Source organism: Streptomyces sp. NPDC033966, from assembly GCF_055575955.1.
This window is the reverse complement of record NZ_JBVIRQ010000001.1, coordinates 170,163-187,613: the sequence shown is the minus strand read 5'-3', so window position 1 is coordinate 187,613 and position 17,451 is coordinate 170,163. Positions and strand designations below refer to the sequence as shown.

At 72.2% G+C, this 17,451-nt stretch carries 20 protein-coding genes; 15 read left to right on the top strand and 5 right to left on the bottom strand.

The window, feature by feature from the left end; translation table 11 throughout:
* Positions 1-23: 23 nt before the first annotated feature.
* From ACZ518_RS00905 to ACZ518_RS00895, 3 genes are read left to right on the top strand one after another with little or no spacing between them, the layout of a single operon-like run.
* The gene (locus ACZ518_RS00905) at positions 24-776 is read left to right on the top strand and encodes a lysophospholipid acyltransferase family protein (RefSeq protein WP_469110922.1); all 753 of its coding nucleotides are present in this window, start codon (positions 24-26) and stop codon (positions 774-776) included.
* Positions 773-1,783, top strand: a complete 1,011-nt coding sequence (locus ACZ518_RS00900; protein ID WP_469110921.1) for an NAD(P)H-dependent glycerol-3-phosphate dehydrogenase — start codon at positions 773-775, stop codon at positions 1,781-1,783. Before ACZ518_RS00905 ends, ACZ518_RS00900 begins: the two co-directional genes overlap by 4 nt.
* Before the next feature lie 39 nt (positions 1,784-1,822).
* Positions 1,823-2,980, top strand: coding sequence for a D-alanine--D-alanine ligase family protein (locus tag ACZ518_RS00895; RefSeq protein ID WP_469110920.1), 1,158 nt, complete (start codon positions 1,823-1,825; stop codon positions 2,978-2,980).
* An 84-nt stretch (positions 2,981-3,064) separates the two neighbouring features.
* Here ACZ518_RS00895 and ACZ518_RS00890 read toward each other — a convergent pair whose 3' ends face one another.
* Together ACZ518_RS00890 and ACZ518_RS00885 are read right to left on the bottom strand one after the other, a co-directional pair.
* The gene (locus ACZ518_RS00890) at positions 3,065-3,556 is read right to left on the bottom strand and encodes a DUF3515 family protein (protein ID WP_469110919.1); all 492 of its coding nucleotides are present in this window, start codon (positions 3,554-3,556) and stop codon (positions 3,065-3,067) included.
* Between the two features lie 23 nt (positions 3,557-3,579).
* The gene (locus ACZ518_RS00885) at positions 3,580-3,813 is read right to left on the bottom strand and encodes an Lrp/AsnC ligand binding domain-containing protein (protein ID WP_007266792.1); all 234 of its coding nucleotides are present in this window, start codon (positions 3,811-3,813) and stop codon (positions 3,580-3,582) included.
* Between the two features lie 245 nt (positions 3,814-4,058).
* Between ACZ518_RS00885 and ACZ518_RS00880 the strand changes: the two genes are divergently transcribed.
* Positions 4,059-5,039 carry a thiamine-phosphate kinase gene (locus ACZ518_RS00880; protein ID WP_469110918.1) on the top strand — a complete coding sequence of 327 codons (981 nt, stop codon included), beginning with the start codon at positions 4,059-4,061 and terminating at the stop codon, positions 5,037-5,039.
* Complete coding sequence (thiD, locus tag ACZ518_RS00875) at positions 5,036-5,845, top strand: bifunctional hydroxymethylpyrimidine kinase/phosphomethylpyrimidine kinase (protein WP_469110917.1); 810 nt, start codon at positions 5,036-5,038, stop codon at positions 5,843-5,845. The genes ACZ518_RS00880 and thiD overlap by 4 nt, the downstream gene beginning before the upstream one ends.
* Before the next feature lie 132 nt (positions 5,846-5,977).
* Here thiD and rpmB read toward each other — a convergent pair whose 3' ends face one another.
* Positions 5,978-6,163, bottom strand: a complete 186-nt coding sequence (rpmB, locus tag ACZ518_RS00870) for a 50S ribosomal protein L28 (RefSeq protein ID WP_007266795.1) — start codon at positions 6,161-6,163, stop codon at positions 5,978-5,980.
* 241 nt (positions 6,164-6,404) lie between these two features.
* Between rpmB and ACZ518_RS00865 the strand changes: the two genes are divergently transcribed.
* The 9 genes from ACZ518_RS00865 (at position 6,405) to mutM (ending at position 15,379) form a co-directional block, all read left to right on the top strand.
* Positions 6,405-8,075 carry a DAK2 domain-containing protein gene (locus ACZ518_RS00865; protein WP_469110916.1) on the top strand — a complete coding sequence of 557 codons (1,671 nt, stop codon included), beginning with the start codon at positions 6,405-6,407 and terminating at the stop codon, positions 8,073-8,075.
* 26 nt (positions 8,076-8,101) lie between these two features.
* Positions 8,102-10,306: an ATP-dependent DNA helicase RecG gene (gene recG, locus ACZ518_RS00860; RefSeq protein ID WP_469110915.1), complete on the top strand. Its 2,205-nt coding sequence runs from the start codon at positions 8,102-8,104 to the stop codon at positions 10,304-10,306.
* 73 nt (positions 10,307-10,379) lie between these two features.
* Positions 10,380-10,958, top strand: a complete 579-nt coding sequence (gene rsmD / locus ACZ518_RS00855; RefSeq protein ID WP_469110914.1) for a 16S rRNA (guanine(966)-N(2))-methyltransferase RsmD — start codon at positions 10,380-10,382, stop codon at positions 10,956-10,958.
* Positions 10,959-10,972: 14 nt separating this feature from the next.
* Complete coding sequence (gene coaD, locus ACZ518_RS00850; RefSeq protein WP_469111650.1) at positions 10,973-11,452, top strand: pantetheine-phosphate adenylyltransferase; 480 nt, start codon at positions 10,973-10,975, stop codon at positions 11,450-11,452.
* A gap of 102 nt (positions 11,453-11,554) precedes the next feature.
* Positions 11,555-12,628 (top strand): DivIVA domain-containing protein, encoded by a 1,074-nt coding sequence (locus tag ACZ518_RS00845; protein ID WP_469110913.1) that lies wholly within the window; start codon positions 11,555-11,557, stop codon positions 12,626-12,628.
* Between the two features lie 79 nt (positions 12,629-12,707).
* Positions 12,708-13,406, top strand: a complete 699-nt coding sequence (locus ACZ518_RS00840) for a YceD family protein (RefSeq protein WP_469110912.1) — start codon at positions 12,708-12,710, stop codon at positions 13,404-13,406.
* Between the two features lie 2 nt (positions 13,407-13,408).
* Positions 13,409-13,582, top strand: coding sequence for a 50S ribosomal protein L32 (rpmF, locus tag ACZ518_RS00835; protein ID WP_003965982.1), 174 nt, complete (start codon positions 13,409-13,411; stop codon positions 13,580-13,582).
* A gap of 19 nt (positions 13,583-13,601) precedes the next feature.
* On the top strand, positions 13,602-14,423 hold the full coding sequence (rnc, locus tag ACZ518_RS00830; RefSeq protein ID WP_469110911.1) for a ribonuclease III: 822 nt from the start codon (positions 13,602-13,604) through the stop codon (positions 14,421-14,423).
* Between the two features lie 86 nt (positions 14,424-14,509).
* A complete protein-coding gene (mutM, locus tag ACZ518_RS00825) occupies positions 14,510-15,379 on the top strand; it encodes a bifunctional DNA-formamidopyrimidine glycosylase/DNA-(apurinic or apyrimidinic site) lyase (RefSeq protein ID WP_469110910.1) in 870 nt (289 codons plus the stop codon).
* Here mutM and ACZ518_RS00820 read toward each other — a convergent pair.
* Positions 15,352-15,756 (bottom strand): winged helix-turn-helix transcriptional regulator, encoded by a 405-nt coding sequence (locus ACZ518_RS00820; RefSeq protein WP_469110909.1) that lies wholly within the window; start codon positions 15,754-15,756, stop codon positions 15,352-15,354. The genes mutM and ACZ518_RS00820 overlap by 28 nt on opposite strands.
* A gap of 142 nt (positions 15,757-15,898) precedes the next feature.
* Here ACZ518_RS00820 and ACZ518_RS00815 point away from each other — a divergent pair, with 142 nt between their 5' ends.
* A complete protein-coding gene (locus ACZ518_RS00815) occupies positions 15,899-16,498 on the top strand; it encodes a flavodoxin family protein (protein WP_469111649.1) in 600 nt (199 codons plus the stop codon).
* A gap of 83 nt (positions 16,499-16,581) precedes the next feature.
* Here the strand turns inward: ACZ518_RS00815 and ACZ518_RS00810 are convergent, their stop codons facing one another.
* Positions 16,582-17,451, bottom strand: coding sequence for a CAP domain-containing protein (locus ACZ518_RS00810; protein WP_469110908.1), 870 nt, complete (start codon positions 17,449-17,451; stop codon positions 16,582-16,584).

The window sequence follows — 17,451 nt, the reverse complement described above, 5'->3', positions numbered from 1 at the left end:
CGGTCCTAGAGGAAGGTGTCCGAGTGTCCCGCCGCAGAATCGGCTTCTGGTACCGCCTGGCGGCGGTCATCGCAAAACCGCCGCTGGTAGTGCTCTTCAAGCGGGACTGGCGGGGAATGGATCACATTCCGGCGGACGGCGGATTTATCACCGCCGTCAATCACAACTCGTATCTGGACCCGCTCTCCTACGCGCACTTCCAGTACAACACCGGCCGGGTGCCGCGTTTGCTCGCCAAGGCCGGCCTCTTCAAGGTGCCATTTGTCGGCATGATCCTGCGCGGATCCGGACAGATCCCCGTCTACCGCGAGACCACCAACGCCCTGGACGCATTCCGGGCCGCCGTGGACGCGGTCGAGCGCGGTGAATGCGTGGCCTTTTACCCGGAAGGCACCCTGACCCGCGACCCGCAGATGTGGCCGATGGCCGGCAAGACCGGTGTCGCCCGCGTGGCGCTGATCACCAAGGCCCCCGTCATTCCCGTGGCCCAGTGGGGCGCGAATCTCGCGATGCCGCCCTACGCCAAGGAGAACAAGGTCCGGCTGTTCCCGCGCAAGACCCTCCAGGTGCTCGCCGGACCGCCCGTGGACCTCTCGGCCTACTACGACCGCGAGCCCACTCCCGACGTCCTCAAGGGCGCCACCGAGGCCATCATGGCCGACATCACCAAGCTCCTGGAGGAGCTGCGGGGCCAGCAGGCGCCCGCGGAGCCGTACGACCACCGCAAGGCCAGGGCGGAACAGCGGCGCAAGGCCGCGGGGGAGGGCAAGAAGTGACACGTCCCGTCAAGGCGGCAGTTTTCTCGGCGGGCTCCTGGGGCACCGCCTTCGGCCTGGTGCTCGCCGACGCCGGCTGCGAGGTCACCCTGTGGGCCCGGCGTCCGGAGATCGCCGACGCCATCAACACAGGCCGTACCAACCCGGACTACTTCCCCGGTGTGGAGCTCCCGGCGAACCTGCGCGCGACCACCGACCCGGCCGAGGCCGCCCGCGGCGCCGACTTCACCGTCCTGTCCATCCCCTCCCAGACGCTGCGCGCCAACCTCGCCGAATGGGCCCCGCTGCTGGCCCCCGACACCGTGCTCGTCTCCCTGATGAAGGGCATCGAACTCGGCACCGCCAAGCGGATGAGCGAGGTCATCGAGGAGGTGGCCAAGGTCCCCGCCGAGCGCGTCGCCGTCGTCACCGGCCCCAACCTGGCCCGCGAGATCGTCGCCCGGCAGCCCGCCGCCTCCGTCGTCGCCTGCGTGGACGAAGCCGTGGCCCAGCGCCTCCAGGCCGCCTGCCACACCCCGTACTTCCGCCCGTACACCAGCACCGACGTCATCGGCTGCGAACTCGGCGGCGCCGTCAAGAACGTCATCGGCCTGGCCGTCGGCATCGCGGACGGCATGGGTCTGGGCGACAACACCAAGGGCTCGCTCATCACCCGGGGGCTCGCCGAAGCGACCCGCCTGGGCCTGGCGATGGGCGCCGACCCGCTCACCTTCTCCGGCCTCGCCGGCCTCGGCGACCTCGTCGCGACCTGCTCCTCGCCGCTCTCCCGCAACCACACCTTCGGCACCAACCTGGGCCGCGGGATGACCCTGGAGGAGACCATCGCGGTCACCAGCCAGACCGCGGAAGGGGTCAAGTCCTGCCAGTCCGTGGCGGATCTGGCACGCCGGTACGGAGTGGACATGCCGATCACCGACACGGTCGTCGAGATCGTGCACCACGGCAAGCCCCCGCTGGTCGCGCTGAAGGAACTGATGGGCCGCAGCGCCAAACCGGAACGTCACTGACACCTTTCCGGACGCATGAGCGGGTACTCTCGTGGCGATATGAGCAGCGAGAACCTCCCCCAGACCCCTGAGCAGCAGGGTCGCAAGCCCCGCGTGGCCGTCGTCTTCGGCGGCCGCAGCTCGGAACACGCCATCTCGGTCGTCACCGCGGGCGCCGTGCTGCGCTCCATCGACCGCGCCAAGTACGAGGTGCTGCCCATCGGCATCACCACGGACGGCCGGTGGGCCCTGACCACCGACGCCCCCGAGCGCATGGCCATCGCGGACCGGCAGCTCCCCAGCGTCGAAGCGCTGGCGGAGTCCCCGGAGGGCACCGTCGTGCTCCCGGTCGACCCCGCCAGCCGCGAGGTCGTCTACACCGAGCCGGGCGCCGTCCCCAAGGCACTGGGCGAGGTCGACGTCGTCTTCCCCGTGCTGCACGGCCCCTACGGCGAGGACGGCACCCTCCAGGGCCTCCTGGAGCTCTCCGGGATCCCCTACGTCGGCTCCGGCGTCCTCGCCTCGGCCGTCGGCCAGGACAAGGACTACATGAAGCGGGTGTTCACGTCCTTCGGGCTGAACGTCGGCCCGTACGTGACCATCCGCCCCCGCGAGTGGGAAGCCGACCAGGCCGCCGCCACGGCGAAGATCCTGGACTTCGCCGGCGAACACGGCTGGCCGCTGTTCGTCAAGCCCGCCCGGGCCGGTTCCTCCATCGGCATCACCAAGGTCGACGACCCCTCCGGGCTCGACGCGGCGATCCGCGAGGCCCGCCGCCACGACCCGAAGATCATCGTGGAGGCGCTGCTGCGCGGCCGCGAGATCGAGTGCGGCGTCCTGGAGTTCGAGGACGGGCCGCGCGCCAGCGCCCCCGCCGAGATCCCCCCGGTCTCCAGCCACGACTTCTACGACTTCGAGGCGAAGTACATCGACTCCGCCACCGGCCTCGTCCCCGCCCCGCTCACCCCGGAGCAGACCGCCGAGGTGCAGAAGCTCGCGATCGACGCCTTCGAGGCCGCCTCCTGCGAGGGCCTGGTGCGCGCCGACTTCTTCCTCACCGAAGACGGCACCTTCGTCATCAACGAGATCAACACGATGCCCGGTTTCACGCCGATCTCCATGTACCCGCGGATGTGGCAGGAGTCCGGCATCGAGTACCAGGAGCTGGTGGACCTCCTGATCCAGGCGGCCCTGCGCCGCTCCACCGGACTGCGCTAGCCGTACCCGTACAGCAGACCGCCCGCTGGAAGGCCCTCTTTCGAGAGCGCGCCAGCGGGCGGCGGTGTGCGCGGGGCGGACGGATCAGTACGAGGAGATCCCGGCCGGGACCGATGCGGCCACGGCGGCGGACAGACCGACGAGCATGCTCGCGTCCGTGGCATGCTCCTTGTCGATCCACACCTCGGTGTAGGCCAGCCGGCCCGTGGTGGTGAACCGCAGACCGCCCTCCGGCGGCTGCTCCACCAGCCAGCCGACGCCGTTGACCTCGACGCCGTCCGCCTTGGGATCGGCCATCTTGGGGGGCTTGGGGATACCGCACCGCAGTACGATCGCCGAGCCGCCCCACGCGGCGGTCAGGTCCGTCTCCGGGTCGGTGACGGACCGGGCCAGCCCCGACACCGTCTCCGGGAGCTCCCTGTGCAGCGCCGCACAGAGCTGCGCGACACCGGCGGGCGGAGCCGGCGGGGGTGTCACCCGGGCCTCGGAGGCCCCGGGGGCACAGCCCGCCAGGGCCGTGACCGCCACCAGGGCGGGCAGGGCCAGTAGACGGAGGGGCCGGTGGTGCGAAGACATCACCGGCCAAGACTAGACGGGGGCTACAGATGGACCACCGGGCAGGTCAGGGTGCGGGTGATCCCCTCCACCTGCTGGACCTTGGCGACCACCATGCGGCCGAGATCGTCGACGGTGTCGGCCTGGGCGCGCACGATCACGTCGTACGGCCCCGTCACGTCCTCGGCCTGGATCACCCCCGCGATCTTGGAGATGGACTCGGCGACGACCGACGCCTTGCCCACCTCGGTCTGGATGAGGATGTACGCCTGTACCACGGAACCTCCAGGGCGGCCACGAGGATCATTTCCCCTAACCTTCGGATGGGCCCGGGGACATCGGGCGGGCCCGGGGAAGAAGGGACGCCACGGTACCGCGTCGCCGCATGCCACGGGGAGACCCGGGGGTCCGGCGCCACGCACAGCGGGGCGTACGCAGAGCAGAAGTTGACGTATCTGTTGACGGTACCCAGAGCTGTGACGGCTCGCGACCGCAAGCGGACTTGCCAAGAAGGGGCACAGCGATGAAGGGCACTGTGGGCGAGCTGGGGGAGTTCGGGCTCATTCGGGAGCTCACCTCACGGCTCACCACCACCCCGGCGGTCCGGCTCGGACCCGGGGACGACGCCGCGGTGGTGTCGGCCCCCGACCGGCGGGTCGTGGCGAGCACGGACATCCTGCTGGAAGGCCGGCACTTCCGCCGCGACTGGTCCACCGCCTACGACGTCGGCCGCAAGGCCGCCGCGCAGAACCTGGCCGACATCGCGGCCATGGGCGCCGTGCCCACCGCGCTGCTGCTCGGCCTCGTCGTCCCGGCCGAGCTGCCGGTCACCTGGCCCACCGAGCTGATGGACGGCATCCGCGACGAATGCCAGGTCGCGGGCGCGGCGGTGGTCGGCGGGGACGTCGTACGCGGCGACACCATCACCGTCTCCATCACCGCCCTCGGGGACCTGCGCAACCACGAGCCCGTGCTGCGCTCCGGCGCCCAGCCCGGCGACGTCGTGGCCGTCACCGGCTGGCTCGGCTGGTCCGCGGCCGGCTACGCGGTGCTCTCGCGCGGCTTCCGCTCCCCCCGGGCCTTCGTCGAGGCCCACCGGCGCCCCGAGCCGCCCTACCACGCCGGCCCCGCGGCCGCCGGGCTCGGCGCCACCGCCATGACCGACGTCAGCGACGGTCTGATCGCCGACCTCGGGCACATCGCCGAGGCCAGCAAGGTCCGCATCGACCTGCGCTCGGGCGCCGTGGACATCCCCACCCAGATGCACGACATCGGCCAGGCCGTCGGCGTGGACCCGCTCCAGTGGGTGCTCACCGGGGGAGAGGACCACGCCATCGTGGCGACCTTCCCGCCCGACGTGAAGCTCCCGGCCCGCTGGAAGGTCATCGGGTCGGTCCAGCACCGCTCCGCCCTGCCCCAGGTGACCGTGGACGGCGCCCCGTGGACCAGCACCGGCGGCTGGGACCACTTCGGCGCCGACCCGGCCGACGGCGAGACCGCGTGAGCGTCGCCGGCGCCGCACCGCCGCTGTGCCTGACCGTCGCCGGATCCGACTCCGGCGGCGGCGCGGGCATCCAGGCCGACCTCAAGACCATGCTGGCGCTCGGCGTGCACGGCATGAGCGTGGTCACCGCCGTGACCGCCCAGAACTCCCTCGGCGTGAAGGGGGCCTGGGAGCTGCCCGCCGAGGCCGTCACGGCCCAGTACCGGGCCGTGGTCGACGACATCGGCGTGCACGCGGTCAAGACCGGGATGCTGTCCTCCGCCGTACTCGTGGAGACGGTGGCCGAGCTGCTGGCCGGCACCCCCGCCCCGGCCGTGGTGGACCCCGTCGGGGTCTCCAAGCACGGGGACGCGCTGCTCGCCGCCTCGGCGCTGGACGCCGTACGCCAGGAGCTGCTGCCCAGGGCCACGGTCGCCACCCCGAACCTGGACGAGGTGGCCCAGCTCACCGGGCTGGCCGTCGAGACCGAGGACGACATGCGGCGGGCCGCCGACGCGGTCCTCGGCTACGGACCCCGCTGGGCGCTGATCAAGGGCGGCCACCTCGCGGCCCACGGCGACCAGGCCGTGGACCTGCTGAGCGACGGCTCCCGGGAACTGTGGCTGCGGGCGCCCCGGCACGACAACCGGCACACCCACGGCACCGGCTGCACGCTCGCCAGCGCGATCGCCGCGGGCCTCGCCAAGGGCCTGGACGTGCCGGAGGCCGTCACGGCCGCCAAGGAGTACGTCACCGGCGCCATCGCCGCCGGCTTCGCGCTCGGCGGCGGCATCGGCCCGGTGGACCACGCCTGGCGGTGGCGCTGAACCGGACGCGGGCCACCTCCTGACGTCAGGAGGTGGCCCGCGTCGCCCCGGACAAGGCAAAAGGCCGGTTCACCAGAGGTGAACCGGCCTTCTTGGCAACCGGAAAGGGCTGCGCTACGACGACGGGAGGCGTCAGCGCGAGACCTTGCCGGCCTTGATGCACGAGGTGCAGGCGTTGAGGCGCTTCGGCGTCCCATTGACCACGGCACGGACGCGCTGGATGTTCGGGTTCCAGCGACGCGAGGTGCGGCGGTGCGAGTGGGAGATGTTGTTGCCGAAGCTCGGCCCCTTGGCGCAAACGTCGCAGTTGGCAGCCACAGGTCACTCCAAGACTTCAGATGCAATTACGGTGGAATCCGGCGCACCGGAATCAGAGATCTGAAGTGGCTTGCCGGACGAATGACCCGACTCTCGACGGGCAACCTGAGCAGCATACAACGACTGCTTGGGTCCGAGAAAACTACCATGACGGGGCCCGTCTCCGCCCCAGGGCCCCCGAGCGGAGGGCTCCCTTCGTTACCCTGCGGTGAACCCTGGCCCGCACAAGGAGGAACGCCCGGTGGCGCACGAGCCTGGCCCGCACACCCTCGACGCCGAAGCGGTGCGCACCTGGAGCTCGCTGGCCCTGGCCGCACTGGGCCGGGCCCGCGAGGACATCGACGCGATCAACGTCTACCCGGTCGCGGACGCCGACACCGGAACCAACCTCTACCTCACCGCCGAGGCCGCCGGCCGCGCCCTCGACGAGTCCCTCGCGGGCGTGACGGACCCCACAGCCGCCCCCGCCTCCCTCGCCGAGGCCGTACGGGCCTACGCGCACGGCGCCCTCATAGGCGCCCGGGGCAACTCCGGGACCATCCTCGCCCAGCTGCTGCGCGGGGTCGCCGACGTCCTCGGCGCCGAACCCGCGGACCCGGCCGGCCCCGCCGCCCCCGCCCCGGGCCCGCTGCTCGCGCAGGCCCTGACCCGCGCCGCCGAGGAGGCCTACCGGGCCGTCGCGCACCCCGTCGAGGGCACCATGCTCACCGTCGCCGGCGCCGCCGCCCGGGCCGGAGCCGCCGCCGGGACCCCGGCCGCCACCGCCGCCGAGGTCGCCCGCGCCGCCTACGACGGGGCCCGCGCGGCCCTCGCCGAGACCCCGGGGCAGCTTCCCGCTCTCGGGAAGGCCGGAGTGGTCGACGCCGGGGGCTGCGGACTGGTCGCCGTACTCGGGGCCCTGTGGCAGGCGCTGTCCGGCCAGGAACCCGCCCCCGAACCGGTACGCGGCCCCGCCGTGCCCGTACCCGTGGTGCTGGACCCGGAGCCCTGCGGGCAGGAGCAGGGCGGCCCCGCGTACGAGGTCGTCTACCTGCTGGAGGCCTCCGACGAGGCCGTCGCCGGGCTCCGCTCCGGCCTCGACCTGCTCGGCGACTCCCTGGTGGTGGTCGGCGGCGACGGGCTGTGGAACGTCCACGTGCACGTCGACGACCCCGGCGCGGCCGTCGAGGCCGGGGTGGAAGCCGGCCGGCCGCACCGGATCCGCATCACCCACTTCGGCGACCAGCGCCGCCGCGCGGCCGCCCCCCGGGCCCAGCGGGCCGTGGTCGCCGTCGTCCAGGGCGAGGGCCTGGCCGCCCTGTGCGGGGAGGCCGGCGCCACCACCGTGCTGGCCCGCCCCGGGGAGCAGCCCGCCACCGCCGAGCTGCTCGACGCCGTCCGCCGGGCCCACGCCCGCGAGGTGGTCCTGCTGCCCGGCTGCCCCGAGCTGCGCGCCGCCGCCGCGGCCGCCGCCGAACAGGCCCGCGCCGAAGGGGTACGGGTCGCCGTGATCCCCACCCGGTCCGCGGTCCAGGGCCTGGCCGCCCTCGCCGTGCACGACCCGGACGGCAGCTTCGACGAGGACGTGGTCGCCATGACCGCGGCCGCCGGCGCCACCCGCTACGGGGAACTGGCCGTCGCCGAACGGCAGTCCTTCACCTCCGCCGGGATCTGCCAGGCCGGGGACGTCCTCGGGCTCATCGACGGAGACGTCGCCGTCATCGGCGAGGGCCTGCCCGAGACCGCCGAGGCGGTCCTGAAGAGGATGCTCGGCTCCGGCGGCGAGCTGGTCACCCTCGTCCTGGGCCCCGAGGTCCCGGACACTCTGGCCGCCCGCCTGGAGGCGTACGTCCAGCACGCGCACCTGGCCGTCGACACCGTCACCTACCGCGGCGGCCGGTACTCGGCGCCCCTGCTCATCGGAGTCGAATAGCGGCCTTGTCACAGCGATGGTGTGCAATGGAACACGTGCCCGCGCTCGACGAAGACCTCAAGAAGACCCTCGGCCCCGCCACCGCCAAGGTGCTGGCCGAGCAGCTCGGCCTGCACACGGCCCTGGACCTGCTCCACCACTACCCCCGGCGGTACGCCGAGCGCGGCGAGCTGACCTCGCTGGCCGACCTCGCCGACCAGATCGACGAGCACGTCACCGTCGTCGCCCAGGTCGCCGACGCCCGCCTGCTCACCTACCAGGGCGGCCGCGGCGGCGGAAAGCGCCTCGAAGTCACCATCACCGACGGCAGCGGCCGCCTCCAGCTGGTCTTCTTCGGCGCGGGCGTCCACAAGCCGCACAAGGAGCTGCTGCCCGGCAGCCGCGCCATGTTCGCCGGCAAGGTCTCCCGCTTCAACCACAAGCTCCAGCTCGCACACCCGGCGTACGAGCCCCTGGGCGCCGAGGCCTCCGACCGGGACGCCGCCACCGCCTTCGCCAACCAGCTGATCCCGATCTACCCGGCCTGCGCCAAGCTGGAATCCTGGAAGATCGCCAAATGCGTGGACGCGGTACTGCCCAGCGCCCAGGAGGCCGTGGACCCGCTCCCGCCCGCCCTGCGCGAGGGCCGCGGGCTCGTCCCGCTCACCGAGGCCCTCCTCAAGATCCACCGCCCCGCCACCAAGGCCGACATCGAGGACGCCCGCCAGCGCCTGAAGTGGGACGAGGCCTTCGTCCTCCAGGTCGCCCTGGCCCGCCGCCGGCACGCCGACTCCCAGCTGCCGGCCGTCGCCCGCCGCGCCGCCCCCGGCGGCATCCTCGACTCCTTCGACGCCAAGCTGCCCTTCACCCTCACCGAAGGCCAGCAGACCGTCTCCAAGGAGATCTTCGACGACCTCGCCACCAGCCACCCCATGCACCGCCTCCTCCAGGGCGAAGTGGGCTCCGGGAAGACGATGGTGGCCCTGCGCGCCATGCTCGCCGTCGTCGACTCCGGGGGACAGGCCGCCATGCTCGCGCCCACCGAGGTGCTCGCCCAGCAGCACCACCGCTCGATCACCGAGATGATGGGCGAACTCGCCGAGGGCGGCCTGCTCGGCGGCTCCGACCAGGGCACCAAGGTGGTGCTGCTCACCGGCTCCATGGGCACCGCCGCCCGCCGCCAGGCCCTGCTCGACCTGGTCACCGGCGAGGCCGGCATCGTCATCGGCACGCACGCCCTGATCGAGGACAAGGTGCAGTTCCACGACCTCGGCCTGGTCGTCGTCGACGAGCAGCACCGCTTCGGCGTCGAACAGCGCGACGCCCTGCGCTCCAAGGGGAAGCAGCCCCCGCACCTGCTGGTCATGACCGCCACCCCCATCCCGCGCACCGTCGCGATGACCGTCTTCGGCGACCTGGAGACCTCCGTCCTCGACCAGCTGCCCGCCGGCCGCTCCCCGATCGCCACCCACGTGGTGCCCGCCAAGGACAAGCCGCACTTCCTCACCCGGGCCTGGGAGCGGGTCCGCGAGGAGGTGGAGAACGGCCACCAGGCGTACGTGGTGTGCCCCCGGATCGGCGATGGTGAGGACGACCCCAAGAAGAAGAAGGCCTCCGCCGAGGACGATGCCGAGAAGCGGCCGCCGCTGGCCGTGCTGGAGATCGCCGAACAGCTCACCCGGGGACCCCTCGCCGGACTGTCCGTGGAGGTCCTGCACGGGCGGATGGACCCCGCCGACAAGGACGACGTGATGCGCCGCTTCGCCGCCGGCGAGGTCAAGGTGCTCGTCGCCACCACCGTCATCGAAGTCGGCGTGAACGTCCCCAACTCCACCGTCATGGTGATCATGGACGCGGACCGCTTCGGCGTCTCCCAGCTGCACCAGCTGCGCGGCCGCGTCGGCCGCGGCTCCGCCCCGGGCCTGTGCCTGCTGGTCAGCGAGATGCACGAGGCCAGCCCCGCCCGAGCCCGGCTCGCCGCCGTCGCCGCCACCCTCGACGGCTTCGAGCTGTCCCGGATCGACCTGGAACAGCGCCGCGAGGGCGACGTCCTCGGCCAGGCCCAGTCCGGCGTCCGCTCCTCGCTGCGCATGCTCGCCGTCATCGAGGACGAGGAGGTCATCGCCCAGGCCCGGGAGGAGGCCACCCGCGTCGTCACCGCCGACCCCGAGCTCGAGCACCTGCCCGGGCTGCGCACCGCGCTGGACGCCCTGCTGGACGCCGAGCGGGAGCAGTACCTGGAGAAGGGCTGAGGCGCACGACCTATCGTTGGAGGCCAGAACGGAGGCCAGAGCCTCCCCCGACCGCCCCAGAGAAGGACCCCAGATGACCCGCGTGATCGCCGGCACGGCCGGCGGGCGGCGGCTGACCGTGCCGCCCGGCACCGGCACCCGCCCGACCTCCGACCGGATGCGCGAAGGGCTCTTCTCCACCTGGGAGTCCCTGCACGGCGTCGACGGCTCCCGTGTGCTCGACCTCTACGGCGGCTCCGGCGCCGTCGGCCTGGAAGCCCTCTCCCGGGGCGCCGCCCACACCCTGCTGGTCGAGGCCGACGCCAAGGCCGCCAAGGCCATCCGGGACAACATCAGGACCCTGGGCCTGCCCGGCGCCGAATTCCGGGCGGGCAAGGCCGAGCAGATCGTGGCCGCCGCCGCGCCCGGGGACCCGTACGACATCGTCTTCCTGGACCCCCCGTACGCCGTCGAGCACGGCGATCTTGGCGAGATCCTCCTCACACTCCGCGCCAATGGCTGGCTCACCGGCGATGCGCTCGTCACGGTGGAGCGCAGCACGAGGAGCGGTCCGTTCCCGTGGCCGGAGGGTTTCGAGCCGCTGCGTTCGCGCAAGTACGGCGAAGGCACCCTTTGGTACGGTCGCGCCGCCTCCACCAGCGAAGACTCATGAACGAGGGAGCTCAGTTGCGCCGCGCGGTCTGTCCGGGATCCTTCGACCCCATCCACAACGGACACCTCGACGTCATCGGACGCGCCTCCAGGCTGTACGACGTCGTGCACGTCGCCGTGATGATCAACCGGTCCAAGCAGGGCCTGTTCACCGTCGAGGAGCGGATCGACATGATCCGCGAGGCGACCGCCGACTACGGCAACGTCGAAGTGGAGTCCTTCCACGGCCTGCTCGTCGACTTCTGCAAGCAGCGGGACATCCCCGCCATCGTCAAGGGCCTGCGCGCGGTCAGCGACTTCGACTACGAGCTCCAGATGGCCCAGATGAACATGGGGCTCTCCGGGGTCGAGACCCTGTTCGTACCGACCATCCCCACCTACAGCTTCCTGTCGTCCTCCCTGGTCAAGGAGGTCGCCACCTGGGGCGGCGACGTCGCCCACCTGCTGCCCGCGCACGTCCACGCGGCGCTGGTCGAACGACTGCGCGCGAAGTGACCCGGGCGGGACGGGCCGAGCTTCGCCGGCCCGTCCCGCGCGTCCTCCCGGTGGCCCTACAGTCGTCTCGTCAGTCCTAGGCCGAGAGAGCGCGAGCCCCCCGTGGACGTACAGAAGAAGCTGGACGAGATCGTCGCGGCCGTGGGCGGCGCCCGCACCATGCCGATGTCGGCCTCCTGCGTGATCAACCGCGCGGAACTCCTCGCGCGGCTCGAAGACGTACGCAAGGCCCTGCCCGGCTCGCTCGCCCAGGCACGGGAACTCATCGGCGGGCGCGAGCAGATGGTCGAGGAGGCCCGCCGGGAGGCGGAGCGCATCATCGAGTCCGCCCACGCCCAGCGGGGCTCGCTGATCTCCGACACCGAGATCGCCCGCCGCTCGCAGGGCGAGGCGGACCGGATCCTGGCCGAGGCGCGCCGGGAGGCCGCCGAGATCCGGGCCGAGGCCGACGACTACGTCGACAGCAAGCTCGCCAACTTCGAGGTCGTGCTCAGCAAGACCATCGGCTCGGTGGACCGCGGCCGCGAGAAGCTGCTGGGCCGCGGACCCGGCACGGACGACCGGGGTCACGACGACAGCGGCGCCCCCGAGCCCAGCCCCGACCCGGAGACCCGGCGCGAGCAGGCGGACGCGTACGTGGACCAGAAGCTCGCCACCTTCGAAGCGGTGCTCTCCAAGACCCTGGAGGCCGTCGGGCGGGGCCGCCAGAAGCTCCTGGGCCGGGCGCCCGCGGACGACCTCGGCGCGCACATGGCCGCCCAGGACGCCGCCGGGGCCCACGGGGCCCGCCCGTCGAGCGACGCGGAGTTCCTGGCCGGGCTGGCGGACCCGGGGCCCGGGCCGCTGCCGGCGCCCGCCCAGCCGGAGCCGGCGTACGACCCCTACGCGGCCGCGTACCCCGCGCAGCCCGCCCCGCACCCCCAGCAGGACGGCTACGCGTACCAGGACCCCTACGGGGGCTACCAGCAGCCGTATCCGTACCCCGGTGCGGGCACCGGCTCCACCGGAGCGGACTACGCCGCGCACTACGACGCGCAGCAGCCCGACCCGTACGCCTTCTACCAGCAGCCGCCGCAGCCGCAGCACCCCCAGCAGCCGGCGCTCGACGAGACCAGCCTCTTCGACACGAGCATGATCAACCTGGATCAGCTGCACCGGTACGGACAGGGGCGCTGAGGCCCGGATTGGGCTCAGAGCGAAGCGCCGGGTATCCTGGCTCTTCGGTCGCGCGTATGCGTCGCGATCCATGCTGCCCATGAGTGGCGGAATCTTTGATCTTCAGCGATCTGTGAAAGCAGGAACGGCCCTGAACACCCGCCTCGACCACCGAAACCCCCTCGTGTTCGACACGCACGAGCTGGGCCGGCGTCCTGGTGCCATGTTGCGGCTGTCCCGCGAGATCGCGGCACCGGCGGACTTCGGTCTCGTCGACGTCATCGGAGTGCCGGAAGGCGCCCCGCTGAAGCTCAACCTCCGCCTCGAGTCGGTCATGGAAGGGGTGCTTGTCACAGGCACCGTCCGTGCATCGGCGACGGGGGAGTGCGTAAGGTGTCTGGAGACCGTCGAGCGCGAGCTCAAGGCGGACTTCCAGGAGATGTTCTCGTACCCTGACGCCGACGACCGGGGCCGCCCCAAGGCGGAGCCGGCCGACGACGCCGAGGACGACGAAGACATGCTCTTGCTCGAGGACGGCTTGTTCGACCTCGAACCCGTGCTGCGCGATGTGGTGGTGCTCGCACTGCCCATGCAGCCGGTGTGCCGGGAGGACTGTCTCGGACTGTGCCCCGACTGCGGGCTCAGCCTGAACGACGATCCGGAGCACCACCACGACGCCGTCGACATCCGTTGGGCGGCATTGCAGGGACTCGTCACCGATCAGGTCGATGAGAAGGACAACATGAGCGGCACTGCGTCTGACGGAGTTCAGAGCGCCGCCGAGAAGCAGGAGAAGTAGCCGTGGCTGTTCCGAAGCGGAAGATGTCGCGCAGCAACACGCGCCACCGCCGGTCGCAGTGGAAGGCTGCGGTCCCCACCCTGGTTTCGTGTGAGCGTTGCCAGGAGCCGAAGCTCCAGCACATCGCGTGCCCGAGCTGCGGCACCTACAACAAGCGCCAGGTCCTCGAGGTCTGAGCGGCTGGTGAGAGGCGCAATGTCTGAGCTGTCCAACGCTGAGAAGCAGGCAGACAGTAACAACGCGGCCTCGTCCCACACGCTTCTGGAAGGGCGGCTCGGGTATCAACTCGAGTCCGCCCTTCTGGTGCGTGCGCTGACCCACCGTTCGTACGCGTACGAGAACGGCGGTCTGCCCACCAACGAACGCCTGGAGTTCCTCGGGGACTCCGTGCTCGGCCTGGTGGTCACGGACACGCTGTACACCACCCACCCCGACCTGCCCGAAGGCCAGCTGGCCAAACTGCGGGCCGCGGTGGTCAACTCTCGTGCGCTGGCGGAGGTCGGGCGCGGCCTCGAACTCGGCTCCTTCATCCGGCTCGGCCGGGGTGAAGAGGGCACGGGTGGCCGGGACAAGGCCTCCATCCTCGCCGACACCCTCGAAGCGGTGATCGGCGCGGTCTACCTCGACCAGGGCCTCGACGCGGCCTCGGAGCTGGTCCACCGGCTCTTCGACCCGCTCATCGAGAAGTCCTCCAACCTCGGTGCCGGCCTGGACTGGAAGACCAGTCTCCAGGAGCTCACGGCGGCTGAGGGCCTCGGCGTACCGGAATACCTGGTCACCGAGACGGGACCGGACCACGAGAAGACCTTCACGGCTGCCGCCCGCGTCGGTGGTGTCTCGTACGGCACCGGTACCGGCCGTAGCAAGAAGGAAGCGGAGCAGCAGGCCGCGGAGTCCGCCTGGCGCGGCATCCGCACCGCCGCGGACGAACGGAAGGCGGCGGAAGCCGCTGCCGCCGCCGGGCCGGCACAGGGCGACGGGGCGCCGACGCCCGCCGACCCGGCGCCGGACGCCTGACCGCTTTCTTCACGCAGTGACCCCGTCGCACCCCGGTGCGGCGGGGTTTCCTGTTCGACGCCCCGCCCCCTTCCAGGAGGAACACCATGCCCGAGCTGCCCGAAGTGGAAGTGGTACGGCGCGGCCTGGAGCGCTGGGTGGCCGGGCGGACCGTCGAGGCCGTGGAGGTGCTCCACCCCCGGGCCGTACGCCGGCACCTGGCGGGCGGGCCCGACTTCGCGGCGCGTCTCGCGGGCCAGACCATCGGGGTGCCGCGGCGGCGCGGGAAGTACCTGTGGCTGCCCCTGGAGGGCCGGGACCTGTCCGTCCTCGGCCACCTCGGGATGAGCGGGCAGCTGCTGGTGCAGCCCGCCGACGCCCCCGACGAGAAGCACCTGCGGATCCGGCTGCGCTTCGCCGACGACACGGGCACCGAGCTGCGCTTCGTCGACCAGCGCACCTTCGGGGGGCTCTCGCTGCACGAGACCGTCCCCGGCAGCACCGAGGGGCTGCCGGACGTGATCGCGCACATCGCCCGCGACCCGCTGGACCCCCTCTTCGACGAAGGGGCCTACCACCTGGCGCTGCGCGCCAAGCGCACCACCGTCAAGCGGGCACTGCTGGACCAGTCGCTGATCAGCGGGGTCGGCAACATCTACGCCGACGAGGCGCTGTGGCGCGCGAAGCTGCACTACGAGCGCCCCACCGCCACCCTCACCCGCCCCCGGAGCGCGGAACTCCTCACCCACGTGCGGGAGGTCATGAACGCCGCGCTCGCCGTCGGCGGAACCAGCTTCGACAGCCTGTACGTCAACGTGAACGGCGAGTCCGGCTACTTCGACCGGTCGCTCGACGCCTACGGCCGCGAGGGCGAGCCCTGCCGCCGCTGCGGCACCCCGATGCGGCGCCGGGCGTGGATGAACCGGTCCAGCTACTTCTGCCCGCGCTGTCAGCGGCCGCCGCGCGCCGCGTCGTAGGTCTCCCGGGCGTTGAGCACCTCGTCCATGCTGCCTTCCAGCAGCTGGATCAGGGCGAGCAGGCGCTGGGCGACCTCGCGCCCGAGGGGGGTCAGCTCGTAGTCGACGCGGGGCGGATTGGTCGGCTGCGCCTCGCGCAGCACGATCCCGTCGCGCTCCAGCGCGTGCAGGGTCTGGGAGAGCATCTTCTCGCTCACGCCCTCGACGCGCCGGCGCAGCTCGTTGAACCGGCAGGGGCCCTCGATGAGCGCACCCACGGTGAGGCTGCCCCAGCGGCCGGTGACGTGCTCCAGGGTTTCCCGCGAGGGGCAGGCACGCGCGAAGACGTCGAACGGCAGGTCGGCCGGGATGGCTTCGGTACAGGCAGGGTTCTCCATGGAACAAGCGTACTCCCGGACAGCGCTAACTGTCTGCTTGCGCTTTCTGAAAGTTAGTGCTTCTCTTGATCCAGCGCAGCCCTGCGCCCCGGTCGCACCTGCGCCGCCCGCCGCTTTCGAGGAGAACAGCATGTCCGCGAACATCCCCGCTCCCGTCGTCTCCATCGCCTACCACTCCGGCTACGGGCACACCGCCGTCGTCGCCGAGGCCGTACGGACCGGTGCCGCCGACTCGGGCGCGACGGTCCACCTGATCAAGGTCGACGAGATCACCGACGCCGAGTGGGCGCTGCTGGACGGGTCGGACGCGATCATCTTCGGCTCGCCGACCTACATGGGCACCGCCTCGGGCGCCTTCCACGTCTTCGCCGAGGCCACCTCCAAGCGCTGGTTCGGCGACGCCTGGCAGGACAAGGTCGCGGCCGGCTTCACCAACTCCGGCTCCAAGAGCGGCGACAAGCAGCACACCCTGCAGTTCTTCCAGGTCCTGGCCGCGCAGCACGGCATGAGCTGGGTCAACCTGGGCCTGAAGGCGGGCTGGAACGCCAGCACGGCCTCCGAGAACGACCTGAACCGCCTCGGCTTCTTCTCCGGCGCTGCCGCCCAGAGCAACAACGACGAGGGTCCGGACGCGGTCCACAAGGCCGACATCGCCACCGCCGAGCACCTGGGCCGGCGCGTCGCCGACCACGCCCGCGTGGTCGTCGCGGGCCGGGCGGCCCTGGCGGCGGCTCAGGCCTGACCTCCCCCGCGCCTGCGCGAACGGGCGGACCACCCTCGGGTGGTCCGCCCGTTCGCGCAGGTCCGCCGGGTCCGCCGGGTCCGTCAGAAGCCGAAGTCCTGGGTCCACCAGGGGCCGCCGGAGCCGAAGTGGACGCCGACGCCCAGGGTGCGGAATTCGCAGTTGAGGATGTTCGCCTTGTGGCCGGGGCTGTTCATCCAGGCCTGCATCACGGACTTCGCGTCGCCCTGGCCGCGCGCGATGTTCTCGCCGCCCATGCCGGAGATCCCCGCGTTCTGGGCCCGCTGCCAGGGGGAGTTCCCGTCCGGGTCGGTGTGGTCGAAGAAGCCGCGTACGGCCATGTCCTTGCTGAAGGCGCCGGCCAGCGCCGCGAGCGGCGGGTTCGCCCGGACCGGTACGCACCCGGCCTGGGCGCGCTCCTGGTTCACCAGCGCGAGCACCTCGACCTCCTCGGCGGACTGCGCGTCGGCGGCCGTGGGGGCGGCGGGCTTGGGGGCCGCGGGCGGCTTGGGGGCGGCGGGCTTCGGCGCGGCGCTCTTCTCGGGCGCCTTCTCGGGCGCCTTCGTGGAGGCAGCGGGCGACGGGGACGCCGCAGGCGACCCGGAAGGGGAGGGCGAGGCGGACGGGGACGGCGAGGCCGACGGGGACGGCGAGGCGGAGGGGGAGGTGCCGGCCTGCGGCGCGGCGGCGGAGGCCCGGCCCGACAGGTTGGCCAGGCCGTTCGGCTGCTCGACCGGCTTGCGGGAAGCGGTGGCGGAGGGCTCGGCCCGGGCCTCCGTCTTCTCCCCGGCGCCCGTGCCGACGTAGGGGAAGGAGCCGCCGACGGGGACGAACCCGGTCGTCACGGCCGCCGTGCCGAGGGCCACGGCCACGGACGCGCCGAGCAGCCCGGTGCGCACGGCGGTGCGCTTGGCGCCGCTCCGAGGTGCGGCGTGGAGTCGGTGGCGTCCCAT